This is a genomic window from Microbispora bryophytorum, assembly GCF_043197435.1.
GTDB lineage: Bacteria > Actinomycetota > Actinomycetes > Streptosporangiales > Streptosporangiaceae > Microbispora > Microbispora bryophytorum.
In genome coordinates, this window is sequence record NZ_JBICTF010000001.1 from 424,273 (window position 1) to 440,067 (window position 15,795).

16 protein-coding genes and 1 riboswitch are annotated in these 15,795 nt (G+C 73.8%); of the genes, 5 read left to right on the forward strand and 11 right to left on the reverse strand.

The features are described 5' to 3' along the window. Positions 1 to 12 precede the first annotated feature (12 nt). Positions 13 to 123, forward strand: a riboswitch (TPP riboswitch). The 4 genes from thiO (at position 112) to pknB (ending at position 4,424) form a co-directional block, all read left to right on the forward strand. Continuing rightward, positions 112 to 1,248, forward strand: coding sequence for a glycine oxidase ThiO (thiO, locus tag ACGFIB_RS01945; protein WP_393367851.1), 1,137 nt, complete (start codon positions 112 to 114; stop codon positions 1,246 to 1,248). It overlaps the preceding riboswitch by 12 nt. Continuing rightward, the gene (gene thiS, locus ACGFIB_RS01950) at positions 1,245 to 1,445 is read left to right on the forward strand and encodes a sulfur carrier protein ThiS (RefSeq protein WP_142568487.1); all 201 of its coding nucleotides are present in this window, start codon (positions 1,245 to 1,247) and stop codon (positions 1,443 to 1,445) included. Before thiO ends, thiS begins: the two co-directional genes overlap by 4 nt. 2 nt (positions 1,446 to 1,447) lie before the next feature. Further along, on the forward strand, positions 1,448 to 2,212 hold the full coding sequence (locus ACGFIB_RS01955; RefSeq protein WP_142568486.1) for a thiazole synthase: 765 nt from the start codon (positions 1,448 to 1,450) through the stop codon (positions 2,210 to 2,212). Positions 2,213 to 2,402: 190 nt separating this feature from the next. Continuing rightward, positions 2,403 to 4,424 carry a Stk1 family PASTA domain-containing Ser/Thr kinase gene (gene pknB / locus ACGFIB_RS01960; RefSeq protein WP_357257930.1) on the forward strand — a complete coding sequence of 674 codons (2,022 nt, stop codon included), beginning with the start codon at positions 2,403 to 2,405 and terminating at the stop codon, positions 4,422 to 4,424. Here pknB and alc read toward each other — a convergent pair. The 9 genes from alc to uraD all read right to left on the reverse strand — a co-directional run bounded on the left by alc (position 4,408) and on the right by uraD (position 12,651). After that, positions 4,408 to 5,430: an allantoicase gene (gene alc / locus ACGFIB_RS01965; RefSeq protein ID WP_393367854.1), complete on the reverse strand. Its 1,023-nt coding sequence runs from the start codon at positions 5,428 to 5,430 to the stop codon at positions 4,408 to 4,410. The genes pknB and alc overlap by 17 nt on opposite strands. Next, positions 5,427 to 6,719: an allantoinase AllB gene (gene allB, locus ACGFIB_RS01970; protein ID WP_357286562.1), complete on the reverse strand. Its 1,293-nt coding sequence runs from the start codon at positions 6,717 to 6,719 to the stop codon at positions 5,427 to 5,429. The genes alc and allB overlap by 4 nt, the downstream gene beginning before the upstream one ends. 107 nt (positions 6,720 to 6,826) lie before the next feature. Further along, entirely contained in the window at positions 6,827 to 8,008 is a 1,182-nt protein-coding gene (locus tag ACGFIB_RS01975; RefSeq protein WP_393367856.1) for a glycerate kinase, read from the reverse strand. Between the two features lie 43 nt (positions 8,009 to 8,051). Beyond that, positions 8,052 to 9,419 carry an 8-oxoguanine deaminase gene (locus tag ACGFIB_RS01980; protein ID WP_393367858.1) on the reverse strand — a complete coding sequence of 456 codons (1,368 nt, stop codon included), beginning with the start codon at positions 9,417 to 9,419 and terminating at the stop codon, positions 8,052 to 8,054. Positions 9,420 to 9,517: 98 nt separating this feature from the next. Further along, positions 9,518 to 10,099 carry a (2Fe-2S)-binding protein gene (locus tag ACGFIB_RS01985; RefSeq protein WP_393367860.1) on the reverse strand — a complete coding sequence of 194 codons (582 nt, stop codon included), beginning with the start codon at positions 10,097 to 10,099 and terminating at the stop codon, positions 9,518 to 9,520. Next, positions 10,096 to 10,968 (reverse strand): FAD binding domain-containing protein, encoded by an 873-nt coding sequence (locus ACGFIB_RS01990; RefSeq protein ID WP_393367862.1) that lies wholly within the window; start codon positions 10,966 to 10,968, stop codon positions 10,096 to 10,098. Before ACGFIB_RS01990 ends, ACGFIB_RS01985 begins: the two co-directional genes overlap by 4 nt. A 3-nt stretch (positions 10,969 to 10,971) precedes the next feature. After that, on the reverse strand, positions 10,972 to 11,832 hold the full coding sequence (pucL, locus tag ACGFIB_RS01995; RefSeq protein ID WP_393367864.1) for a factor-independent urate hydroxylase: 861 nt from the start codon (positions 11,830 to 11,832) through the stop codon (positions 10,972 to 10,974). Between the two features lies 1 nt (position 11,833). Further along, the gene (gene uraH, locus ACGFIB_RS02000) at positions 11,834 to 12,181 is read right to left on the reverse strand and encodes a hydroxyisourate hydrolase (RefSeq protein WP_357019637.1); all 348 of its coding nucleotides are present in this window, start codon (positions 12,179 to 12,181) and stop codon (positions 11,834 to 11,836) included. Further along, entirely contained in the window at positions 12,178 to 12,651 is a 474-nt protein-coding gene (uraD, locus tag ACGFIB_RS02005) for a 2-oxo-4-hydroxy-4-carboxy-5-ureidoimidazoline decarboxylase (protein WP_142568478.1), read from the reverse strand. Before uraD ends, uraH begins: the two co-directional genes overlap by 4 nt. Before the next feature lie 307 nt (positions 12,652 to 12,958). On the opposite strand from uraD, the gene ACGFIB_RS02010 reads away from it, so the two are divergent. Next, positions 12,959 to 13,798: a deoxyribonuclease IV gene (locus ACGFIB_RS02010; RefSeq protein WP_142568477.1), complete on the forward strand. Its 840-nt coding sequence runs from the start codon at positions 12,959 to 12,961 to the stop codon at positions 13,796 to 13,798. A 534-nt stretch (positions 13,799 to 14,332) separates the two neighbouring features. Here the strand turns inward: ACGFIB_RS02010 and ACGFIB_RS02015 are convergent. Together ACGFIB_RS02015 and ACGFIB_RS02020 are read right to left on the reverse strand one after the other, a co-directional pair. Continuing rightward, a complete protein-coding gene (locus ACGFIB_RS02015; protein ID WP_357257917.1) occupies positions 14,333 to 14,944 on the reverse strand; it encodes an ATP-binding cassette domain-containing protein in 612 nt (203 codons plus the stop codon). A 58-nt stretch (positions 14,945 to 15,002) separates the two neighbouring features. Beyond that, the gene (locus tag ACGFIB_RS02020) at positions 15,003 to 15,731 is read right to left on the reverse strand and encodes a LytR/AlgR family response regulator transcription factor (RefSeq protein ID WP_142568476.1); all 729 of its coding nucleotides are present in this window, start codon (positions 15,729 to 15,731) and stop codon (positions 15,003 to 15,005) included. Positions 15,732 to 15,795: the final 64 nt, after the last annotated feature.

Genomic DNA, 15,795 nt, shown 5'->3' on the forward strand with positions numbered 1-15,795 from the left:
TACGCTTGTGGGAGTAAGACGCGCGGGAGCCCGGCGGACCGGGCTGAGAGGAGAGCGTGAGGCTCTCGACCGCCCCGACCTGATCCGGGTAATGCCGGCGAAGGGAGCGCTGTGTCCCGCACACCGCCGTCCGGAGTCCGGTCCGGCTACGACGTCGTGATCGTCGGCGGCGGGGTGGAGGGCCTGGCCGCGGCCTGGCGCACCGCCCGGCGGGGCCTGTCGGCGGCGGTGGTGGACCCCGCGCCCGGAGGCGGCGCCACTCACGCCTCCGCCGGGATGCTCGCGCCGGTCAGCGAGGTGACCTACACGGAAGAGCCGCTGCTGCGGCTCGGCCTCGCGTCGCTGGCGGCCTGGCCGGCGTTCCGGGCGGAGCTGGAGGACGAGACCGGCGACGACCTCGACTACCGGACCGAGGGCACACTTGAGGTCGCCCGCGGCGCGGACGACATGGCCGTCCTCGACGACCTCGCGGCCTTCGAGCGGACGCTCGGTCTGCGGGTCGAGCGGCTCACCGGGCGCGAGTGCCGCTCCTACGAGCCGATGCTCTCCCCCTCCGTACGCGGTGGGCTGCTGGCCCGCGACGACGCGTGGGTCAACCCCCGCAGGGTCGTGCGCGCCCTCCTCACGGCGTTCGAGAAGGCGGGGGGCACGCTGGTGACCGAGCGCGTCGCCGGGATCGACGCCCCAGGCCCCGGCACTCCGTGCGTACGGCTGGAGTCCGGCGGCGTCATCGCGGCCGGCCAGGTCGTCGTGGCGGCCGGGTCGTGGTCGGCGTCCCTGCTGCCCGGCCTGCCGGTGCGCCCGGTCAAGGGCGAGATCCTCCGGCTGCGCGGGCCCCGTGGCTTCCTCACCCGGTGCGTCAGGGGGCTGGTGCACGGCTCCCCCGCCTACCTGGTCCCCCGGGGCGACGGAGAGATCACCGTGGGCGCCACGACCCAGGAGATGGGGTTCGACCCGAGGGTCACCGCCGGAGGCGTGTACGAGCTGCTGCGCGACGCCCGCGAGCTGGTGCCCGGCATCACGGAGCTCGAACTGGCCGAGACGACGACCGGCTTCCGGCCCGGCACGCCCGACAACCTGCCGATCATCGGCCCGGCCGGGCCGCCCGGCGTGCTCGCGGCGACCGGGCACGGACGCAACGGGGTGCTGCTGTCCCCGATCACCGCCGACGCCGTCGCCGCGTTCCTCACCGGCGACGAGGTGCCCCCGGTCGCCCGGTTCTGCGATCCAGGGAGATTCAGTCAATGAAAGTCACGATCAACGGAGGCGCGGCCGAACTGCCGGACGGCGCCACGATCGGCGACGCCGTACGGACCCTCACGTCCCTCACATCCGGGGTCGCGGCGGCGCTTAACGGCGAAGTCGTGAGCCGGAGCGCCTGGGACACGACCCCGGTCGCCGACGGCGACGGCGTCGAGGTGCTCACGGCCGTGCAGGGAGGGTGAGCATGACCGACGACGTCTTCGTGCTGGGCGGGGAGAAGTTCACCTCGCGGCTCGTCATGGGCACCGGCGGCGCGCCGTCGCTCGAGGTGCTCGACCAGGCGCTGGAGGCGTCCGGCACCGAGCTGACGACCGTCGCGATGCGCAGGCTCGATCCTGAGTCCCGCGGCTCGGTGCTCGACGTGCTGCGCTCCCGCGGCATCAAGGTGCTGCCGAACACGGCGGGGTGCTTCACCGCCGGGGAGGCGGTGCTGACCGCCCGCCTGGCCCGCGAGGCGCTGGAGACCGACTGGGTCAAGCTGGAGGTCATCGCGGACGAGCGGACCCTGCTGCCCGACCCGATCGAGACCTTCGACGCCGCCGAACGGCTGGTCGCCGACGGTTTCACGGTGCTGCCGTACATCGGCGACGACCCGGCGCTGGCCCGCAGGCTCCAGGACGCCGGGTGCGCCGCCGTGATGCCGCTCGGCGCCCCCATCGGCTCCGGGCTGGGCATCCGCAACCCGCACAGCATCGAGCTGATCGTCGAGGCCGCCACGGTGCCGGTGATCCTCGACGCCGGCATCGGCACGGCCAGCGACGCCGCGCTGGCGATGGAACTGGGCTGCGACGCGGTGCTGCTGGCCAGCGCCGTGACCCGGGCGCACCGGCCCGGCCTGATGGCCGCGGCCATGCGGCAGGCGGTCACGGCGGGCCGGCTGGCCCGCCTCGCCGGGCGCATCCCCCGCCGCCGCTACGCCGAGGCGTCCTCCCCCGCCCGCACGTCCTGAACCCGCCACCGTCCTTCCCGCCCGTTCCGGGCCCTTCGCGGGCCGGGCGGGAAGGCGCGAAACCCGCGTCTGGTAAGGCCGGTTTTCCAAATCTGCACGGCTTTTCGGACGCCTCGGACCGCGCCCGAATAGGTCTCGGTTTGGGATTCGGGAACACGCCGGGCGGCAAATCACCCGTAAACTCTGGCGGGTGGACACGACGCTAACCGACCCGCTCGTGGGGCAGGTGCTCGACGGGCGCTACCGCGTCGAGTCCCGGATCGCCCGGGGTGGCATGGCCTCCGTCTACCTGGCTCTGGACGTCCGGCTCGACCGCACGGTCGCCGTCAAGGTGATGCACCGCTCACTCGCCGAGGACCCGCAGTTCGTGCGGCGGTTCATCGGCGAGGCCAAGTCGGTGGCCAGCCTCTCGCACCCCAACATCGTGCAGGTCTTCGACCAGGGCACCGACGGGGCGAATGTCTACCTGTCGATGGAGTACGTCCCCGGCAGGACGCTGCGCGACGTCCTGCGCAAGCGCGGTCACGTCCCGGCGCGCGAGGCCCTGGAGATGGTCATCCCGGTGCTCGCCGCCCTCGGCGCGGCCCACCAGGCCGGGCTCATCCACCGCGACGTCAAGCCCGAGAACGTGCTGCTCGCCGACGACGGCCGGGTGAAGGTCGTGGACTTCGGCCTGGCCCGCGCGATCGAGGCGACCAACCAGACCAAGACCGGCATGATGATCGGCACGATCGGCTACATGTCGCCCGAGCAGGTCACGACCGGCACGGCCGACGCCCGCAGCGACGTGTACGCCGCCGGGATCATGCTGTTCGAGCTGCTCACCGGGCGGCAGCCGTACGCGGGCGAGACGCCGATGTCGGTCGCCTACCGGCACGTGCACGAGACCGTCCCAGCGCCGTCGCTGTCGGTGGCCGACGTGCCGCCGTCGATCGACGCGCTCGTCGCCGCGGCCACCGACAAGGACCCCGCCGCGCGCCCGGCGGACGCGACCGCCATGCTCGTCGCGGCCGTCGAGATCCACCGCACGCTGCCCAGGACCGGGCACACCGGCGCGCACTCCGCCCTCCACGGAGCCCCGCACGGGGCCCCCCACGGAACCTACGACAGCGGTGCCCACAGCGGGGTGCGGACGGGCGCGCATCGGACCCTCCCGCCGCCCGGCGGGTCCTCCCCGTTCGGCACGGCGCAGCACGCGCGCCCGGAGCACGAGCCGCCGGCCGACCGGACGATGATCCAGCCGCGCTCGGAACTGCTGACCGGCCGCGCCGAGGCGGGGCGCCGTCGCCGGCGCGGGATCAGGCCCGTCTGGTTCATCGCCGCGCTGGCCCTCGTCATGCTGGCGGGCGTCGCCTTCACCGGCTGGTGGTTCTCCCAGGGCCGCTACACGAAGGTCCCCGACCTGGTGAACAAGCCCGTCACGGTCGCCAGGCAGGCCGCGCAGCAGGCCGGTTTCGAGGTCAGGATCGGTGAGGCGCGGTTCGACGACAAGGTGCCGAAGGACATCGTCCTGGACACCGATCCGGGACTGGGCGCCGAGGTGGTCAAGGGCTCGGTGCTCACCCTCATCCCGTCGGCCGGCCCGGAGACGGTCCCCGTGCCGAAGGTCGAGAACGTCAGCCTGGCGGACGCCCGGGCGAAGATCGCCGACGCTGGCCTGACCCCCGGACGGGTGAGCAAGAGCGCGAGCGACACCGTCCCCCGCGATCAGGTCATCCGAACCAACCCGCCGGTGGGCAAGCGCGTCAAGAAGGGCAGCACGGTCAACTTCGTGGTCAGCGCCGGACTGCTGATGCCGGACGTCACGCAGATGATGCGCGACCAGGCGGAGAAGTTCCTGCGGGAGAAGGGCTTCAACGTCCAGATCGACGAGACCACCGACGACACCCCGCCGGGCACCGTGATCGCGCAGGACCCTCCCGGGGGCGCCGAGGTGGTGGCCGGGGGGACCGTCCATCTGACCGCCTCGCGCGGACCGGACCAGGGCTTCCACTGGCCGTGGGAGGTCAATCCCGCCGACCCCGGCCAGAGCCCGCCCGCCGTCGTCAACGTGCCCAACGTGATGTTCAAGTCGGTGAAGGACGCGGTGAACGAGCTGAAGGCGGCCGGCTTCAACGTCAAGACCCGCAAGATGGTGGGCACCGACCGCGTGGTCGGCGAGAATCCGCTCGGCCAGCAGCCGCCGGGCGCCACCATCACGATCTGGCACTGACGCCCAGGACGGGCGTTCCCGCCACCGTACCGGTCGCGGAGTTGGGGGCGAGGGTGCCGAGGAGGCGGAGGCGGGCGAGGCCGCCGTCGGGGTGGATGTCGAGCCGGGCGTGGGTGATCCGGCGGTCGTCGTCGAGACGGAAGCGGTGGCGGGTGTCGGGCTGCAGGCGCGTCATGGGAAGCAGCGGGAACCAGGCGTCCTCGTCCTCCAGCGGCGCCCGGTCCGCGTCCACGCCCTTGAGCGACGCCCAGCCGGGGGCGTTGAACACCAGGTTGGTCGTGTCGAGCTCGGCGACGGCCACCCGGCCGGGACCGGCCAGGGCGACGACGAGCCAGTCGTTGCCGCCGTCGCGGCGGCGGGCGGTCTCCCAGCCCTCGGCCTGGTTGCGGGCCAGGCCGGGCGCGAGGACGTTGTTCGGCGAGGAGTAGAACTCGTCGGAGCACGCCGTCACCAGGCCGCCGTTCTCGAGCGCGGCGAGGTCGACGGTGAGGCCCTCCAGGAACGTCCGGTCGGGCACCACCCGCCCGTGGACCCGCAGCCGGGCGACGCCGCCGTCGGGGAAGATGTTCAGCCGCACGTGGGTGAAGCGGCGGGGGTCGGTCACGGCGAACTCGTGGACCGCGTCGCCCTTCAGCGGGCTCTTCGGCACGATCTCCACCCAGCCGTCCAGCTCGTCCGGCGCGGGATGGCCCTCGGCCGCGCACGCCTCGACCGACGCGTACGGCGGGTAGTTGCCGCGGAACCACGCGGTGTCCACGACCACGCCCCTGATGATCCCGGGCAGGCCGAGCCGCACGATCGCCCAGTCGTGGCCGGGCTCGCGCCGCCGCCGGGTCTCCCAGCCGTCGTAGACCTGGCCCTTGGCCCCGAAGGTGTGCGGCCGGAACTCGGCCGGTCCCGGCCGGATCAGGGCCTCCCGTTCGGCGAACGACTCGTCGTTGGCGGCCACGACCGACCCGCCGTACGTGCGCAAGGCGAGGTCGGGCAGGCGGGTGAAGCCGGTCATCGGGCTCCCCTCGTGAGCAGCCGGCCGCGCGGGGTGTCGAAGTCGACGGGTGTGCCGCGCAGCCAGGTGGTGCGCACCACGCCCGCCAGCCGCGCGCCGTGGTAGGGGGACACCGGGTTGCGGTGGTGCAGCGCCGCGACGTCCACCGTGAACTCGGCGTCGGGGTCGAAGGCGACGAGGTCGGCGTCGTCGCCCTCCCTGATCGCCCCCTTGCGGGGCAGGCCGGCCAGTCGGGCCGGTCCCTCGGCCATCCAGCGCGCCACGTCGGCCAGGCCGTGACCGCGGGCGCGGGCCGCGGTCCACACGGCGGGCAGGCCGACCTGGAGCGAGGAGATGCCGCCCCAGGCGGCGGCGAAGTCGGGCACCTTGAGGTCGGGCGTCGACGGGGAGTGGTCGGAGACGATCCCCATGAGCACGCCGTCGGCCAGCGCCTGCCACAGCGCGTCGCGGTTGGCGGCCTCCCGGATCGGCGGGCAGCACTTGTAGGCGGGCCCGGTGACCTGCTCGGCCGCCAGGGTCAAATAGTGCGGGCAGGTCTCGGCGCTGACGCGCACCCCGGCCGCCTGGGCCGCGCGCAGCGGTTCGACGCAGGCGGCGGCCGACACGTGCACGATGTGGGCCCGCGCGCCCGTCTCCGCCGCGAGGGCGATCACCTGCTCGACCGCCCGGCGCTCGGCCTCCTGCGGGCGGGACCTGAGGAAGTCGCCGTACGCGGGGCCGCCGGGGTCGGACAGCAGCCCGGGGTCCTCGGCGTGCGCGATCAGCAGGCCGTCGAAGGCGGCCACCTCCGCCAGTGCGGCCCGCAGCCCGTCGCGGTCGAGCGCGGGGAACTCGTCCACTCCGGACGGGGACAGGAAGCACTTGACGCCCATCACCCCGGCCTCGTGCAGGGGCCGCAGGTCGGCGAGGTTGCCGGGGATAGCGCCGCCCCAGAAGCCCGTGTCGACGTGGCACCGGCCCTCGGCGGCCTTCCGTTTGACCTCCAGCGCCGCCACGTCCACGGTCGGCGGCAGCGAGTTGAGCGGCATGTCCACGATCGTGGTCACGCCCCCGGCCGCCGCCGCCCTGGTCGCGGTCGCGAAGCCCTCCCAGTGGGTGCGGCCGGGCTCGTTGACGTGCACGTGGGAGTCGACCAGCCCGGGCAGCAGCGGCAGGTCGCCGAGGTCGGCGGACTCCTCGGCCGCCGGCGGCTCGTCGTAGGGCCGCAGGGCCGCGATCACGCCGCCGCGCACGGCGACCGCCAGGGGGCGCTCCCCCTGCGGGGTCACGGTCCGCCGGGACCTCACCACCAGGTCGTACTCCCCCCCTCCCCCCGTGATCTTGTAGTTTGTCGCAGACCATGCCGCCGACCTGCGGCGATCACCTCCGTGATCATGCACGAAACCCGCCTCTCCCCTCACGAGCTGGGCATTGTCCGTTCGTGATCTTGCACCAGATGCGCGGTGGCGATCCGCGCCGCGAGCCGCTCAAGCAGCGGCCCGGCCTCGGCCATGCACCGCCGCACGTCGGGCTCCACGTCGGTCAGCGCGTACGCCGCCTCGATGCCGGCCGCCCTCAGCTCGTCGTCGCCGACGGTGCGCCGCCCGCAGACGGCCACGACCGGCACGCCGTGCTTGGCCGCGGCGGCCGCGACGCCGACCGGGGTCTTGCCGCGCAGGGTCTGCTCGTCGATCGAGCCCTCGCCCGTGATCACCAACCGGGCGCCCTCCACGTGGCGGTCGAACCCCACCAGGTCAAGCAGATAGCCGATGCCGGGGCGGATCTCGGCGTCGAGGAACGTCAGCGCGCCGAAGCCCATCCCGCCGGCGGCGCCCGCCCCCGGCCGCCCGGCCACGCCCATGGCACGCACGACGCCGTCGTGCTCGGCGGCGCCGGTCAGGCCGTGGGTGTGCACGGCGACGGCCGCCAGCCGGGCCAGCCCGGCCTCCAGCACGGCCACGTCCTGCGGGCTCGCGCCCTTCTGCGGGGCGTACACCGCCGCCGCGCCGTACGGCCCGAGCAGCGGGTTGTCCACGTCGCTCGCCACGATCACCTCGAAGCCGCGCAGGCGGCCGGAGGCGTCGATCGTGTGCAGGTCGCGCAGCGCGGCGCCGCCCGGCGGCAGGTCGTTTCCGGCCCCGTCGAGCAGCCGCACGCCGAGGGCCTGGGCCATCCCCGCGCCGCCGTCGGTGCAGGCGCTGCCGCCGAGGCCGAGCACGATCCGCGTCGCGCCGTGCCGTACGGCGTGGGCGATCAGCTCGCCGGTGCCGCGGCTGGTGGCGGTCAGCGGCGCCGGGTCGCCCGGCAGCCGGCGCAGGCCCGACGCCTCGGCCAGCTCGATCACCGCGACCCGCGCGCCGGGCTCGTTCCGCACGGCGTAGCTCGCGGTGACCGGATCGCCGGCCGGCCCGGTCACCTCCGTCTCGACCCGGGAGAACCCGCTCGCCACGACCGCGTCCACGGTGCCGTCGCCCCCGTCGGCCACCGGCAACTCGACGACCGAGACGTTCCCCAACCCGGCGGCCACGTGCGCGGCCACCTCGGGCGAGGTGAGCGACCCCCGGAACTTGTCCGGTGCGATGACGACGTGTCCTGTCATGGTGTGGCTCACCTATGGCCCTTCGATCGTGTCCGGGAACGCCTCAGACATGATCCACGGTGGTCAGCCGCCGATGGGCGCCGACCCCGGCCCGCGCGGCCTCGTCTCCCGGTACGGTGCGCAGTTCGCCGTCGTCCACGACGGTCCGGCCGCCGACGAGCAGCCGGGCGAGCGGCGGGGTCGCGCCGTACGCGAACGCGACGACGGGATCGTCGATCGCGGCGTGGAAGCCGCCGAGCCGCCACAGCGCCACGTCGGCGAGCTTGCCGGGCTCCAGCGAGCCGATCTCGGCCTCCCGGCCGAGGCAGCGGGCGCCGCCGAGCGTGGCCATCTCCAGGGCCTGGCGGGCGGTCAGCGCCCGCGGGCCGTGACGGGCCCGCTGCATGAGCACGGCCATGCGGATCTCCCCGGCCAGCGGGGTCATCTCGCTGGACGCCGCGCCGTCGACGCCGAGCCCGACCGGCGCGCCCGCCGCCAGCAGGTCGGAGATCCGCGCGATGCCCGCGCCGAGGCGTCCGTTGGACGACGGGCAGTGCGCCGTACCCGTGCCGGTCTCGCCGAAGCGCCGCACGTCCTTGTCGGTCAGATGGACGCAGTGGGCCAGCCACACGTCGGGGCCCAGCCAGCCGAGCCGGTCGAGATACTCGACGGGCAGCACGCCGAACTGCTCCCTGCAGTGCTCGTCCTCGTCGGCCGTCTCCGCCACGTGCGTGTGCAGCCGTACGCCGTGGGAGCGGGCGAGCTCGGCCGAGCGGGTCATGAGCTCCCCGCTGACAGAGAACGGCGAGCAGGGGGCGACCGCCACGCGCAGCATCGACCCGAACGACGGATCATGATATTTGCGGATCGCGTCGTCGGTGGCCCGGAGGATCCCGTCGATGTCCTCCACGACCTCGTCCGGCGGCAGTCCTCCCTGCGAGGCCCCCCGGTCCATCGACCCCCGGCAGGGGTGGAAGCGCAGCCCGACCCGCCGCGCGGCCTCGATCTCCGCCGCGAAGAGGTCTCCCCTGCCCTTGGGGAAGACGTAGTGGTGGTCGGTGGAGGTCGTGCAGCCCGACAGGGCCAGCCAGGCCAGCCCCGCTGTCGCGGCGCCCGACACCACCTCGGCGTCCATCCGGGCCCACAGCCGGTAGCTGGCCACCAGCCACTCGAACAGCGTGCCGTCCGGGGTCACCCCCTGGGACGCCCACTGGTAGAGGTGGTGATGGGTGTTGACCAGGCCGGGAGTGGCCAAGCAGCCGGAGGCATCGACGCGTTCCGCCCCCTCCGGCACGACCGGCGCCGGGCCCGGGCCGACCGAGGTGATCAGGCCGTCCTCCACCACGACGTGGCCGGACGGGATCTCCTCTCCCACGACCGGGACGACGTAGGCGTTCTCGATGACCACTCCTCGTGGTGCGAGATCACGCAATGGAGACTCCCTGGTCAGGTGCGGCGAGCACAATTATCTGCATGATCACGGAGGGTTCCGGCGCAGGTGGCGGCGCGTGAGTGCGACAAACTACAAGATCACGGCGGGGGGTGGGGGTGGCGGCGGGAGGCGGCGAGGCGCACCGCGTCGAGGATCTTCTCGTATCCGGTGCAGCGGCACAGGTTGCCGGCCAGCGCCTCCCTGATGTCGGCGTCGGGCGGCACCCCGTCGGCGCCCGCGAGCAGCGCGTGGGCCTGGACGACGAGACCGGGCGTGCAGAAGCCGCACTGCACGGCCCCGGCGTCCGCGAACGCGCGCTGCACCTCGGTCAGCCCGCTGTCCGGCTCCCTGTCCGGCCCCCTGTTCAGGCCGCCGTCGCGTTCACCGTCGCGTTCACCGCCCGGCCCGTCGCGGAGTTCGCCGCCCGGCCCACCGGCGGCGCCCGCCAGGCCCTCGACCGTCACCACCTCGCGTCCCTCCGACTGACCGGCGGCGACCAGGCACGCGCAGACCGGGGCGCCGTCGAAATAGATCGTGCAGGAGCCGCATTCGCCCTGCTCGCAGGCGTTCTTGGCACCCGGCAGGCCGAGCCGCTCGCGCAGGACATACAGCAGGCTCTCGCCCTCCCACACGTCGTCGGCCGTCATCGGGCGGCCGTTCACCGTGAGGTTTACCCTCATGCGCTCCCCCTGCGGTCGCCGGCTCTGACGTCGTCCCATGCCCAGCCGAGCGCGCGGCACGCCATCACGGCCAGCGCGTGCGTGCGGTAGGCGGCGCGGCCCCGCACGTCGTCGATCGGCGCGGCGGAGGCGGCCACGAGTTCGCCGAAGCGGCGCGCCACGCCGGAGTCGAGCGGGCCGCGGCCGTCCCAGTCGAGTTCCCCTGCCGCGAAGTCCTCGGCCCTCGGGGCGTGGCGCGGGGTCGGCGCGGCCGAGCCGATGCCGGTGCCCACCCGCCGCGCGGACGGGTCCAGCGCGACCGCGAACGAGCACACCGCGATCACCATGGCGTTCCTGGTGCCGATCTTGGAGAAGTACTGCGGGCCGGTGGCGGCCGGGACGCGCACGGCGCGGATCAGCTCGTCGGGGGCGAGCGCGTTGCGCTTCACGCCGGTGTAGAACTCCCCGATCGGGATCAGCCGGGTGCCGCGCACCGACTCGGCCTCCACGACCGCGCCGCAGGCCAGCAGCGGCGGGTGGCTGTCGCCCGCGGGCGAGGCCGCGCCGAGGTTGCCCGCGACCGTGCCCCGGTTGCGGATCTGCGGCGACCCGACCGTGCGGGACGCCTGGGCCAGGCCGGGCAGATCGGCCCCGAGCTCGGCGATCAGCCGGGAGTAGGTCACGCCCGCGCCCACGCGGATCTCACCGCCCTCCCGCGACCAGTCCTGCAGGTCGCGGACCGGCGTGAGGTCGAGCAGTGCGGCCGGGCGGCCCTTGTCGAGGTTGATCTCCACCATGACGTCGGTGCCGCCCTGGATCGGTGTGGCCTCGGGCCGCTCGGCCTTCAGTGCCAGGGCCTCCGCCCAGGTCAGCGGTCGCAGGAAGTCCATCGGCTACTCCCAGGCCGGGCCGGCGGCGGGCGCGTCCTCACGCAGCACCGTGCCCTCGATCAGCCCGTACGGCCGGTCGGCGGCGAAGAAGACCTCACCGTCGTTGTCCAGCCCGAAGGGCGCGAGGTCCACCAGGAAGTGGTGCTTGTTCGGCAGCGACAGCCGCACCTCGCAGACCCCCGGGCACTCGGCCAGCACCCGCGTGCCCATGGCGTACAGGGTCTGCTGCAGGGACAGGCTGTAGGTGTCGGCGAAGGCGGCGAGCAGGGCGCCCCGCGCGTTCTCGTAGGTCTTGTCCCAGTCCTGGGGGGCCTCCGCGTGCCGCCACGCCGCGTTCACAGCGGTGGCGAGGACGCGGTCGCGGGTCTCCGGCAGCGTCGTGTACTCGTCCCTGGCGAAGCCCCAGAACTCGGAGTTGGTCGTGTTGAGCACGACGAGGTCGCGCAGCCCGGACACCACCCACGACCGCGTCCCGTCGTGGTGGGCCACGCAGGTGCGGACCTCCCGGCCCGAGCGGACGAACGAGTGCCCGAACGCGCCGTTGCGCTCCCAGGCGTGCTCGTCGACGGCGACCCTCGCGTGGTGGATCGCGGGCTGGGAGTCCGCGAAATGGCGCGCCAGCAGCAGCGCGAAGTCCTCGATCGCCCCGACGCCGTGCTTCTTGGCGAACGCGAAGACCGTGTTCTTCTGCGTGTCGGTGGGCAGGACGGCGGAATTGTCCCCGCTCAGGTGCACCTCGGCCATGTCGCCCGACAGCGACGTGCTGACCGTGAGGTCCTTGATCCGGTGGGCGTCGCCGTGCCGGGTCACCCGCACGACCCTCGTCTCGGCCTTGCCGTACCTGTTCGGCCCCAGAACGGCCACGTCAGCTCCCCCGGTAGGTCGAGTAGGCGAACGGGCTCAGCAGCAGCGGCACGTGGTGGTGCTCGCCGGCCTCCCGGATGACGAACACGACGCTCACCTCGGGGAAGAACGCCTCGTCCCCCAGGTAGGCGCCGGTGTCGAACACGAGCCGGTAGGTCCCCGGGCGCGGATCCTCGGCCGGGTTCCACTCCCGGCCCAGCGGCGTCCACTCCCGGATGCGACCGTCGCCGTCGGTGCGGCCCTCGGCGACCGGCACGAACCCGTGCGCGGCGCGCCGCGACAGCCGTACGAACAGGTCCTTGGCCGGGCGCCCGGCGGCGGTGTCGAGCACGTGCGTCGAGAGACTCACCGGCCCTCCCAGAGCTTGCCCAGCCGTACCGCGACGATCTTCGACAGTTCGTCCCTGACGACCTCGCGCTCGGTCTCCTCGTCGTTGCCGAGCCGGTCGCGCAGCAGCGCCAGCAGTTCGCCGGCCTCCCGGCCCGTCGCGCAGACCAGGTAGACGTGACCGAACCGGCTCTCGTAGGCGGCGTTGCCCTCGCGCAGCGCGCCGAGCGTCTCCCGGCCGGCGTCCGCGGTCCCGGACTGCTCGGACCGCGACCACGCGGCCTCGCGTCCCGCGCCGTCGGGCCGCTCGCCGATCCTCGGGTGCGCCGCCAGCGCCTCCAGCACGTCGTCCCAGGTCAGCGCCGCGACGGCCGTCTCGCTCGCGCGGCGGAGCCCGTCGAGATCGCGGAACGGCCCGCGCGCGGCGACCGCCTCCAGCCACCTGGCGGAGGCGCAGCAGGACCGCAGGTCCTCCGGGCCGAGTTCGCGCATGCCCGTCAGTCAACCGCCGGGCCCGGTGCGATTCCAGCGGCGCGAAGTCCGAACCGGGCGCCCCGCTCCGACGGTCTCTTTGTACGTTGTGACAAAGGGACTGTGACAAAGGGACTGTGGTGCAAGAGGCCGTGGGGGAAGAGGCCACACCGGGCCGCGGCAGAAGGCGCCGTGGCGAAGAGGTCCGTGGCGAAGAGGTCCGTGGCGAGGAGGTCCGTGGCGAAGAGGGCTGCGGCGGAGGGAGCCGCGGCAGAACGGGGCGGCACCAGCCTGCGCCAATGTCCTGTGCCAATACTCTGGGGGCATCATGACTCCTTCCACTCTCATCGGCGGGCACGTCTTCGTCGCCGGCGGCCTCGCCAAGGGCGGGCTGAAGTACGCGGCCGACATCGGCGCGGAGATGATCCAGGTCTTCGTCACCAACCCGCGGGGCTGGGCGCTCAGCGAGGGGAACCCCGCCGAGGACGCCAAGCTCCGCGAGTCGGGCGTGCCGGTCTTCCTGCACGCCGCCTATCTCGTGAACTTCGGGTCGCCGACGCCGGAGACCCTGGAGAACTCGATCGCGGTGGTCCGCCACACCCTGCGCAGGGGCGCCGAGACCGGCGCGCTCGGCGTGGTCGTCCACACCGGCTCGGCCGTGAGCCAGTCGCGCGAGGCCGCGATGCGCCAGATCCACGAGCACCTGCTGCCGGTGCTGGACGAGCTTCCCGACGACGGCCCCGACCTGCTGCTCGAACCGATGGCGGGCCAGGGCCAGATGCTCTGCGCGACCGTGCAGGACCTCGGTCCCTATCTGGAGGCCCTCGGCCACCACCCCAAGGTGGGCGTGTGCCTCGACACCTGCCATGCCTTCGCGGCGGGGCACGACCTGGCCGCGCCGGGCGGGGTGAAGGAGACTATGGACGCGCTGAACGACGTCGCTCCGGGCCGGCTCAAGCTGATCCACGCCAACGACTCGAAGGACCTCTGCGGCTCCAAGCGGGACCGGCACGAGAACATCGGGGCCGGGCACATCGGCGCCCAGGCGTTCGGCGAGCTGATGCGTCACCCCACGGCCGCCGGGGTGCCCCTCTGCATCGAGACGCCCGGCAAGGTGGAAAAGCACCGCGAGGACATCGAGCTGCTCAAGAAGCTGCGCGGCGCCTGACCGGCGCGTGCCCTGCGCGTGCCCTGCGCGTGCCCTGTGCGTGCCCTGCGCGTGCCCTGCGCGTGCCCTGCGCGTGCTCGGGGCGTGCTCGGGGCGTGCTCGGGGCGTGCGTGCCCGGGGCCGCCGGTCACCGCCCGCCGCGGCGGGTCTGCCGGCCGCGTTCAGGAGTGGCGGCCCTCGCGGGGAAAGCGAGGATGGGGCGTTCGCGGCGATCCGGCGCCCCCGTATGGCCGGATCGCCGCGCACCCCCCCGATACGCGTAGGCGGGGCCCTTCCCCCCCGAGTAGGGCCCCGCTTAGTAGCCACTCGGTGACAACCTGCTCACTTTGTGATTACCCCGCGTGTCTTGCGACGTGCGAAAGACTACGAGGTGTAGTCGGGCGGGTGGATGGCCGTTCGGACGAGTGGTCTCTAGTTAGCGCCATGCGGCCCGCTCCCGCACGACGAGCGGGCTCCAGGAGACGACGAGCGGTAGATCGGGGCGCGCGAAGCCGCCCCCGGCCCAGCCGTACGCCCCGGCGACGTATGCACGGCTCAGCCACCGAGGCGGCGGTAGCGGCGGGCCGACAGCGGCAGGAAGACGAGCGCGATCAGCAGCGGCCAGCCGATCGCCAGGGCGAGGGCGTGCTCGGCGGCCCAGGAATCGCCCTGCCATCCGGGGTTGCCGAACAGCATCCGGCACGAGGCGACCGTCGCCGACAGCGGGTTCCACTCCGCGATCGTCCCGAGCGGGCCCGGCAGGAGCGCCGGGGACACGAACGTGTTGGCCAGCATCGTGAGCGGCAGCAGCGGCAGCCAGGCCGCGCTCGCCGCCGCCGGGGTGAGCGCCAGCCCAAGGTAGATCCCCACCCAGATGAGCGCGAAGCGCAGCAGGAGGAGCAGGCCCACGGCGGCCAGGGCGTCGCGATCCCCCGGTGCCAGCTCCATCCGGCGACCAGGCCGCACGCGAGCGATGCGGCGGCGCACCTCGGCGGGCTGCCGCGCGACGTCGGCCCCGGCGACGACCGCGCGGCCGGAGGACGGCCGCGCCGGCGTGGTCAGCACGCGGACGGCGGTGGTCTTGCCCGCGCCGTTCGGACCGAGAAGCGCGCACACGCTCCCCCGGCGACCCGCAGGCGCGGTGACCCGTGCCTTCGAGAGCGGCATGGCCGTGTCCCCGGCTCGCCACTGAGGCGCCGTACGTGCGAAGCGAACGCGTGGAGGCTCAGGGGCGGAACTGGCGGACGAGCTGCTCGCGCACCTGCCGGGTGTGCCGCCTGCTCACCGGCAGCGTCTCGCCGCCCACCTGCAGGACCACCCGCCCGGCGTCGAAGCGCAGCTCGCTCACGTGCCGGGCGTTGACGAGGGTGCTGCGGTGGGCCCGGACGAACCCGGCGCCCGCCCAGCGGCGTTCCAGCGCCGCGAGGGACATCCGCACGAGGTAGATGGCGTCGCCCGTGTGCAGGCGTACGTAGTCGCCGTGGGCTTCGGCGTAGCACACGTCCTGCCGGGCCACGAACTTCGTGCGGCCCCCGAGCTCGACCGGGATCATCTCCAGGTCCTCCTCTGTGCCCGGAGGCGCGACGGCGGCCGAGAGCCGGCGTACGGCCTCCGCCAGGCGTTCCGGGCGTACGGGCTTGAGCAGGTAGTCGACGGCCTCCAGCTCGAACGCCTGGACGGCGCAGTCGTGGGCGCTGACGAAGACCAGGCGGGGAGGCGCGGGGAAACCGCCGATGAGCCGGGCCAGGTCGAGGCCGTCGAGGCCCGGCATGCGCACGTCCAGGAAGACGCCGTCGAGGCGCTCCCCGTCGGCGATCATCTGGACCATGTCGTGCAGCGCGGCGCCGCCGTCGGTCGCCGTGCTCACGTGCTCCACCCGGGCGTCCTGCCGGAGCAGGAAGGCGAGCTCGGACAGGGCGGGGACCTCGTCGTCCACCGCGAGCACACGCAGCATGGCGTCCACCGTGCCGGGTGCCCTGGCTTCCGCGCAAGGGGTAACCGAGCGGTAGGTAACATTC